Source organism: Chamaesiphon sp. OTE_20_metabat_361 (genome assembly GCF_031364565.1).
This window is the reverse complement of sequence record NZ_JANLWO010000077.1, coordinates 1-7290: the sequence shown is the minus strand read 5'-3', so window position 1 is coordinate 7290 and position 7290 is coordinate 1. Positions and strand designations below refer to the sequence as shown.

Annotated in this window: 7 protein-coding genes; 6 read left to right on the top strand and 1 reads right to left on the bottom strand. The window is 46.3% G+C overall.

The genetic code is table 11. The features are described 5' to 3' along the window. Positions 1-31: 31 nt before the first annotated feature. Positions 32-382, top strand: a complete 351-nt coding sequence (locus RMO35_RS02070; RefSeq protein ID WP_309738220.1) for a single-stranded DNA-binding protein — start codon at positions 32-34, stop codon at positions 380-382. A gap of 182 nt (positions 383-564) precedes the next feature. Here RMO35_RS02070 and RMO35_RS02065 read toward each other — a convergent pair whose 3' ends face one another. Continuing rightward, a complete protein-coding gene (locus RMO35_RS02065; RefSeq protein WP_309738215.1) occupies positions 565-2337 on the bottom strand; it encodes an ABC transporter ATP-binding protein in 1773 nt (590 codons plus the stop codon). Between the two features lie 167 nt (positions 2338-2504). Between RMO35_RS02065 and RMO35_RS02060 the strand changes: the two genes are divergently transcribed. The 5 genes from RMO35_RS02060 to RMO35_RS02040 all read left to right on the top strand — a co-directional run bounded on the left by RMO35_RS02060 (position 2505) and on the right by RMO35_RS02040 (position 7122). Next, positions 2505-3974: a trypsin-like peptidase domain-containing protein gene (locus tag RMO35_RS02060; RefSeq protein ID WP_309738214.1), complete on the top strand. Its 1470-nt coding sequence runs from the start codon at positions 2505-2507 to the stop codon at positions 3972-3974. A 199-nt stretch (positions 3975-4173) separates the two neighbouring features. Further along, complete coding sequence (locus tag RMO35_RS02055) at positions 4174-5586, top strand: trypsin-like peptidase domain-containing protein (RefSeq protein WP_309738212.1); 1413 nt, start codon at positions 4174-4176, stop codon at positions 5584-5586. Between the two features lie 189 nt (positions 5587-5775). Next, a complete protein-coding gene (locus tag RMO35_RS02050) occupies positions 5776-6285 on the top strand; it encodes a tetratricopeptide repeat protein (RefSeq protein ID WP_309738210.1) in 510 nt (169 codons plus the stop codon). Between the two features lie 30 nt (positions 6286-6315). Further along, complete coding sequence (locus RMO35_RS02045; protein ID WP_396135588.1) at positions 6316-6681, top strand: DUF2470 domain-containing protein; 366 nt, start codon at positions 6316-6318, stop codon at positions 6679-6681. Positions 6682-6819: 138 nt separating this feature from the next. Next, a complete protein-coding gene (locus tag RMO35_RS02040) occupies positions 6820-7122 on the top strand; it encodes a YkvA family protein (RefSeq protein WP_309738208.1) in 303 nt (100 codons plus the stop codon). The last annotated feature ends 168 nt before the right edge of the window (positions 7123-7290 follow it).

Sequence of the window (7290 nt, the reverse complement as noted above, 5' to 3'; positions counted from 1 at the left end):
TAAAATAAGGTACATAACTACTAGATTGACTATGAGTATTAATGCCGTTCATTTGGTTGGGAGAGTTGGTGGCGATCCAGAGATGAAATATTTTGAATCTGGTACTCAGCTCTGTACGCTCACCCTCGCTGTCAATCGTCGGAGCAAGAATCAAGATCAGCCTGACTGGTTCAATCTGAAGATCTGGGGTAAAACGGCGGAAATCGCCAGAAACTATGCCAAAAAAGGCAGTCAAATTGGCATTAAAGGCTCGTTAGAAGTCGAAACTTGGACTGATAAGGCGACGGGTACCGAGCGCTCGCGCCCGGTGATTAAGGTTGATAGTCTCGATTTGCTTGGCTCGAAGAGAGATGCGGCTGAAGCTGTGCCAGACTATCAGTAGTAGCTGGAATGTGGGTACTGTCTCGATCGAGACAGTACCCACATGTCATATTTGAGCAGTTCAATTTTGGTAAGCTAGTATTGAGCGGCGCAAGTAAGTACATCATTTCTTGCTCCCAGTCCCCCAGTCTCCTCAAAATAGTAACTAGATTTATGCCGTAGAGTACCAGAGTGCGCCTAGTTTCAAGCGGCAACTTTGGCATTTTGTTGGATATTCCAGAGTCCAGCATAGATCCGATCGAGAGTTATTAACTCATCATGGGTACCGGCTTCGATTAATTGTCCGCGTTCCATGACATAGATGCAGTGGGCATTGCGGATGGTTGATAAACGATGCGCGATCGCAATTGTAGTTCGATCGAGGGTGATTTTATCTAAAGATCTTTGAATTGCGGCTTCGGTTTCATTATCGACAGCGGATGTGGCTTCATCGAGAATTAAGATCGGTGGGTTCTTTAATACCGCTCGCGCGATGGCAATGCGTTGGCGTTGTCCGCCGGATAGTTTTTGTCCTCTTTCGCCGACAATGGTATCGTAGCCTTCGGGTAATAAGTCGATAAACTCATCAGCTTCGGCAATTCTAGCGGCAGCAATTACTTCAGCTAAAGTTGCATCGGGACTACCATATGCAACATTTTCGCGGACAGATCCGTGGAATAAAAACACATCCTGACTGACTAAACCGATCGATCTCCGCAAGTCAGCTAGTTGTAGATCTTGAATATTAACCCCATCTAAAGTTATCTCTCCCGATTTAATTTCATATAATCGCAATAAGAGTTTTACTAAGGTACTTTTGCCCGAACCTGTGGCACCGACGATCGCAATTGTTTGTCCGGCAGGAATTTTTAGCGACAATTCTTTGACAACAGTCGATCGATCTGGATAGGCAAAAGTGATATTTTTTAACTCTATTTCACCGCGTACATGTGGAAGAGATAAACTACCTGAATCGATCGCGATCGGGGTATCGAGTAAATCCAGCACTCGATTAGTCGAAGCCATCCCGCGTTGATAGAGATCTAATGTCTCACCTAAGCGCGTTAGCGGCCATAATAAGCGTTGAGTAAGATAGACCAGAATACTATAAGTACCTACTTCTAATCGACCGTTTACAGCCGCAATACCACCGAGTAATAGCGTCATCGTAAAGCTAAACAGAACTGCCATCCGAATTAACGGCACAAATGCCGCGCTCACGGCGATCGCGCGTCGATTGCTCTGACGATAGGCTTCGCTATCAGCACGGACTCGATCGAGTTCGTAAGCCTCAGTAGTAAAACTTTTGATGGTGGTAATCCCGCCGAGATTATTCGCCAGTCGCCCGTTTAATAAGCCAACTTTTTCACGAATGTTGGCATAATAAGGTGCGAGTTTCTTTTGAAACCAAATCGAGCCGATAATAATAATCGGAATCGGCACGATCGACCACCAAGCGAGTGACGGTGCGAGGATAAAAAATACGCCGCCAATGACGATCGCATTCGTAACTACTTGGATGATTTCATTTGCCCCAACATCCAAAAATCTTTCGAGCTGATTGATGTCATCGCCGAGGATTCCCATCAGATTACCAGTACTTTGGTTTTCAAAGTATGCTAGTTCTAACTGTTGGATGTGTCCATAAGCAGCGAGCCGGAGATTGTGCTGGATTTTTTGGGAGAGATTGCGCCAGAGATTGGTATATATATATTGAGATACAGATTCTAATACCCAAACGACAACGGTAATAATCGTCAAAATTATTAGCTGCTGCTCGACATTCTGAATCCCTCGCGAAGCTAGGAATGAATCTTGCTTTTTGACGACAACATCGACAGCAATCCCGATTAAAATTTCTGGAGCAACATCGCAAAGTTTATTAAATACCGACCAAATTGCGGCTTGCCAAGTTTGTCCGCGATAGTGTCGTCCATAATTTAATAATCGTTGGAGGGGATGAGAGTTACTATTCATGCGATCGGCTAAATGTTGCACACTTTCATATGTTAGCCGTTATCCGAATCCGCATCAGAGTGGCGATCGAGTCTATCTCTCCGCGCGCCTAGCCGCACTGGTGTAGATTTGGATTAATATTAATACCACTACCGCTTTGCGTGTCTATTGGGAACTAATTAGAGCTTATGTCAACTAAAATTTTACGTTGGATTGGAATCGTCGGGGTTTGGGCGTCAATTCCCCTCATCCAACCGATCGCGCTCGCCAAAACTTCGGTAGAGATCGGCGATACAGCTAGGGCAATTACAGTGTCGATTAGCGAGCCGCAGAGTGTCGGCTCGGGCGTAATCCTGCAACGTCAAGGCGATACCTATACCGTCCTCACTGCGGCTCATGTACTCAGAAATAAAGTAGACTACAAAATTACCACCTCAGACGATCGCCAGTACTCAGCGATTAGTAACTCGATTAAGCCTGCACCGGGAAATGTCGATCTGGCGATCGTCAAATTTAAAGCAAATGCCAAATATCCCACCGCTAAACTGGGAAGTTCTCAGCGGCTCCGATCGGGGATGGAGCTATATGTCGCTGGATTTCCCGCTGCTACCCAAGTAATAACTAAATCGGTATTCGTATTTAGGGAAGGTAAAGTTTCTGCCAATAGCGATCGCACTTTTGAGGCAGGTTATTCGCTGGTATATAGTAACGATACGCTACCAGGAATGAGTGGTGGAGCGGTATTGAATACCAACGGCGAGCTGGTTGCCATTCATGGTAGGGGCGATCGCGAACGACTCAGCGATAATACATTCGGTAGTAAAACTGGCTTTAATGTCGGGATTCCGATCGAGCGATTTGTCGCGATTGCCAGTAGTATGGGCGTCCCCTTGAGCAAGTCGGTAGCCGCTGCGCCCCCACCAACTACCGCACCCAAAGCAGATGATTACTTAGCATCAGCCGCTCAAAAGTATCGTAACCGCGACTATCGGGGCGCATTAGCCGAATACGATCGCGTCATCCAACTCCAACCTAATAATTCGCCCGCTTACAATTATCGCGGCGTACTCAAAGTAAAAATTCAGGATTTCGAGGGCGGACTGGCAGACTACAATCGTGCCATCCAACTCGATGCCAACTATGGCGAAGCCTATAGCAATCGCGGGAATTTGAAAGCAAACAAATTGCAAGATCTCTCTGGTGCAATGGCTGACTACGATCTGGCGATTTCCCTACAGGAACGCTCCGCGAACGAACTCAGCCCCAAATATGCTCCGGCTTATGCCTATCGCGGCAGGTTGAAAGTCAAAAATATGGATGCGAATGCTGGCTTGGCTGACTACAACCGGGCGATTAAAATCGATCCTAATGAGGCTACTTACTACAGCTATCGTGCCTTCTTGAAAATAGTTACTAACGATCGTCCAGGTGCCATGACGGACTTCAATCGATCGATCGAGATCGATCCGAATAATGCGTCTACTTACTTCAAACGTGGCGATTTTAGATACTATACACTCAAGGATTTCGCCGGGGCGATTACCGATCTCGAAATAGCGGCTAAACTCGCCGAGCAGCAGGATGATACCGAACTATATCGACAGTCGAGCGTTCGGCTAAAACGCTGGCGGCAACAGATGAACGAGTCTAAACGTTAGTCTAAGTAACTCGATCGTTGCTGTTTGCAGTACGATCGAGTGTGTGATGAAATCCCGTTACTGGAGAGCGATCGCTAAATTATCGCTAAATTACATGGCTCTCCTGCCATTTTGGGGAAATAGCTTAAAACATCAATCGCTCGTGCTATTCACTACCCCTTTCCCCTTCCCCCTTCCCCCTTCCCCTTTCGATATCCCCATGTTACCCAGAATCTCCCTGTGGGCAGGACTAATCGGCATTGCCGCTACGATTCCCCTCGTCCAGACGATTGCCGCTGCCAAGTCCTCAGTCGAGATTGGCGAGACAGCTAAAGCAATTACTGTCCTGATTACCGCACCCGATAGTGTCGGCTCGGGAGTCATTCTCCAACGGCAAGGCGATATTTATACAGTCCTTACTGCCGCTCACGTAGTGAGGAACAAAACCAGCTATCAAATTACGACATCCGACGATCGCAAGTACGATGTCATCAGTAGCTCGATTCGCTCATCTCCAGGTAGTATCGATCTGGCAGTAGTCAAATTTAAATCGACAACGAAATATCCCACCGCCAAACTCGGAAATTGTAACCTGCTCAAATCGGGAATGGATCTCTACGTCGGCGGATTTCCAAGGACGAGTAGGGCGATTAATGAGGCTATTTTTGTATTTAGGGAAGGTAAAGTCTCAGCCAATAGTACCAAAGTCTTAGAGAATGGCTACTCGTTAATTTATAGTAACAGCACTCTTCCAGGCATGAGTGGTGGCGCGGTACTCAATAGTGAGGGAGAACTAGTCGCCATTCACGGCAGGGGCGACCAAGATGATAGTGGTGCTAAAACTGGATTTAATCTCGGCATCCCAATCAACCGCTTCGCGACAGTTGCTAGCAAAATGGGCGTGGATCTAGGCGAGAAAGTCGCAGCCATTCCGCAAAATACCGCACCAACAGCCGATGACTATATCGCGCTAGCAGGGCAGAAATTTGGAAAACAAGATTATCGGGGTAGTCTAGCCGACTACAATCGGGCTATCCAACTCGCTCCCAACTATGCTGTTATCTACAACTATCGCGGTAGGCTCAAAGGCGAGAGACTTCAGGATATTCAAGGAGAACTAGCCGATTATAACCGCGCCATCCAACTCGACCCCAAATTTGCTGGTGCTTACTACAATCGCGGTATGCTTAAACGCGATCGACTCCAAGACAATCAGGGCGGATTAGCTGATTTCAATCGCGCCATCCAACTCGATCCTAACTTTACTTTTGCTTATGCTGCTCGCGGTATGCTCAAATATATCAAACTCCAAGATATTCAGGGCGCATTGGCCGATTTCAATCGCACTCTTCAACTCGATCCCAACTTTGCTGATACCTACTTCTTTCGCGGTGCGCTCAAATATACCGCACTCCAAGATATTCAGGGCGCATTAGACGATTTCAATCGCACTCTTCGACTCAAACCTCAGTTTGCTCCAGCTTATGCTGCTCGCGGTTTGCTCAAATATGGTCACTTGCAAGATCGAGCTGGTGGAATAGCTGACATGCAACGAGCCGCAAAATTATATCAACAACAAGGCGCTGTGAAATCTTATCAGGAAACGATCGACCAACTGCAAAAATGGCAGTAGACTTAAAGCACCTTAGTTTCTAGTTAGATGCCTGTTTGCAGTATACGAACTATCTGCACTTTTACTAGCCACTCTAACACCAGACGATCGCAGATCCCATTACTCCAACAATTAGCGATCGCGCATAAAGTTCGGGTGTTTACCCCAATATCAACAGTACAACTCAAGTACTGGAGGTAAATTACCAAGATGATGCACGACAAAGACCCCTCATTCTGGCAATTTCATTTAGAGAACGCCAAAACAATGGGAGATCGCGAACTCGAAGCTGTGGCGCTGACTAACTTAGGAGCTAGCTATCATACCGCCCAACAATATCAGCGCGCGATCGCAAAATACCGCCAAGCGATCGCCATTTTTCAGGAGCTAGCAGATCTCGATGGCGAAATCTGGGCACTTACCAATCTTGGGAGCGCCTACAATTGCCTTCAGGAATACGCCCGAGCTGTTATCACCTATCGCCAAGCGATCGATCTTGCTAATACTAGAGGCACATTGGTACCACCAGGTTTGCTGTGCAATCTCGGGCAAACTTATCGATCGATGGGGCGATATGATGAAGCGATAGCCGTATGTGAGGAGGCAATTGGCACACTGCGGGAGAGTGGTAGCACGGTGGAATTGACTGAAACCGTTCGAGTGCTAAAAGATCTTCGACACGAACATAATACACTCTCTTCGGGCGTGGCAATTACTTAGCGATCGAAGTTGCTAGTATTGAGATCTAGTTTGGCAATTCGTCGAGGTTTACTGGCGATCTGCGGTACGATCGAAAGGTATTTTACTACCTATTTAATTCACAATCCTATGGCAGATCCTATTACTCCAGCCATCAGCGAGCGTATCTGTAAGCATATGAACGACGATCATGCTGCGGCGGTGCTTACCTACGCTCAAGTTTACGGGAAATCACCTACTGCGGAGACAGCCGCAATGAGTGCGATCGATCCGTTGGGGATGGATCTTACCGCGCAAGTCGATGGTGAAACCGTTAATCTACGAATTCCATTCGATCGAGAATTAACGGATTCTGAAGATGCTCATCAAACCCTCATCGCGATGATTAAACAAGCCAGAACCCTCTCTTCCACCTAAAGCCTCAAGCCTAGAGCCTAAAAGCCTAAAAAGGTGTGGACGACACGAAAGAAATTTCAGTTTTCCACACCTTTAACAGTTTAAGAGTGTAGGCGATACTAGTAAGTAAGTCAGAAATAGCTCTTTTAGGAGACCAATATGAACTTTTCGATCCAATCGATTTACAACTGGTATCGCGATCTGTTACGCAATCCTAAATATCGCTGGTGGGTGGTAGCTGGATCGCTCCTTTATCTCGTAAGTCCGATCGATATTTCTCCTGATGTTTTCCCTGTCATCGGTTGGTTAGATGATGGGATTATTATCTCGCTATTAATTGCTGAAGTTTCGCAAATTGCTAAAGAGAAGTTACAAGCAAACAATCCTAGAGCGGATAAATCTACAACATCCACAACTGTCGAGGATGCTCCAGTTGATGTTAAAGCAGTTCAAGTTGATTAGTTAGTGGATAGTGAATAGTGAATAGTGGATAGTGAATGGTGAATAGTTAACCTCATTTACTACCCAATAAATTCATTTGTAGGGTGGGCAGTGCCCACCAGCTACATGTCAACCGCTAAACATTTTTAATAAACGAAAAGACCCGACATTTTGAAATCGGGTCTTTTC

Coding starts and splice junctions, on each gene's coding strand:
- RMO35_RS02060 (WP_309738214.1), top strand. CDS start 2,505: ATGTCAACTAAAATTTTACGTTGGATTGGAATCGTCGGGGTTTGGGCG.
- RMO35_RS02065 (WP_309738215.1), bottom strand. CDS start 2,337: ATGAATAGTAACTCTCATCCCCTCCAACGATTATTAAATTATGGACGA.
- RMO35_RS02050 (WP_309738210.1), top strand. CDS start 5,776: ATGATGCACGACAAAGACCCCTCATTCTGGCAATTTCATTTAGAGAAC.
- RMO35_RS02070 (WP_309738220.1), top strand. CDS start 32: ATGAGTATTAATGCCGTTCATTTGGTTGGGAGAGTTGGTGGCGATCCA.
- RMO35_RS02055 (WP_309738212.1), top strand. CDS start 4,174: ATGTTACCCAGAATCTCCCTGTGGGCAGGACTAATCGGCATTGCCGCT.
- RMO35_RS02040 (WP_309738208.1), top strand. CDS start 6,820: ATGAACTTTTCGATCCAATCGATTTACAACTGGTATCGCGATCTGTTA.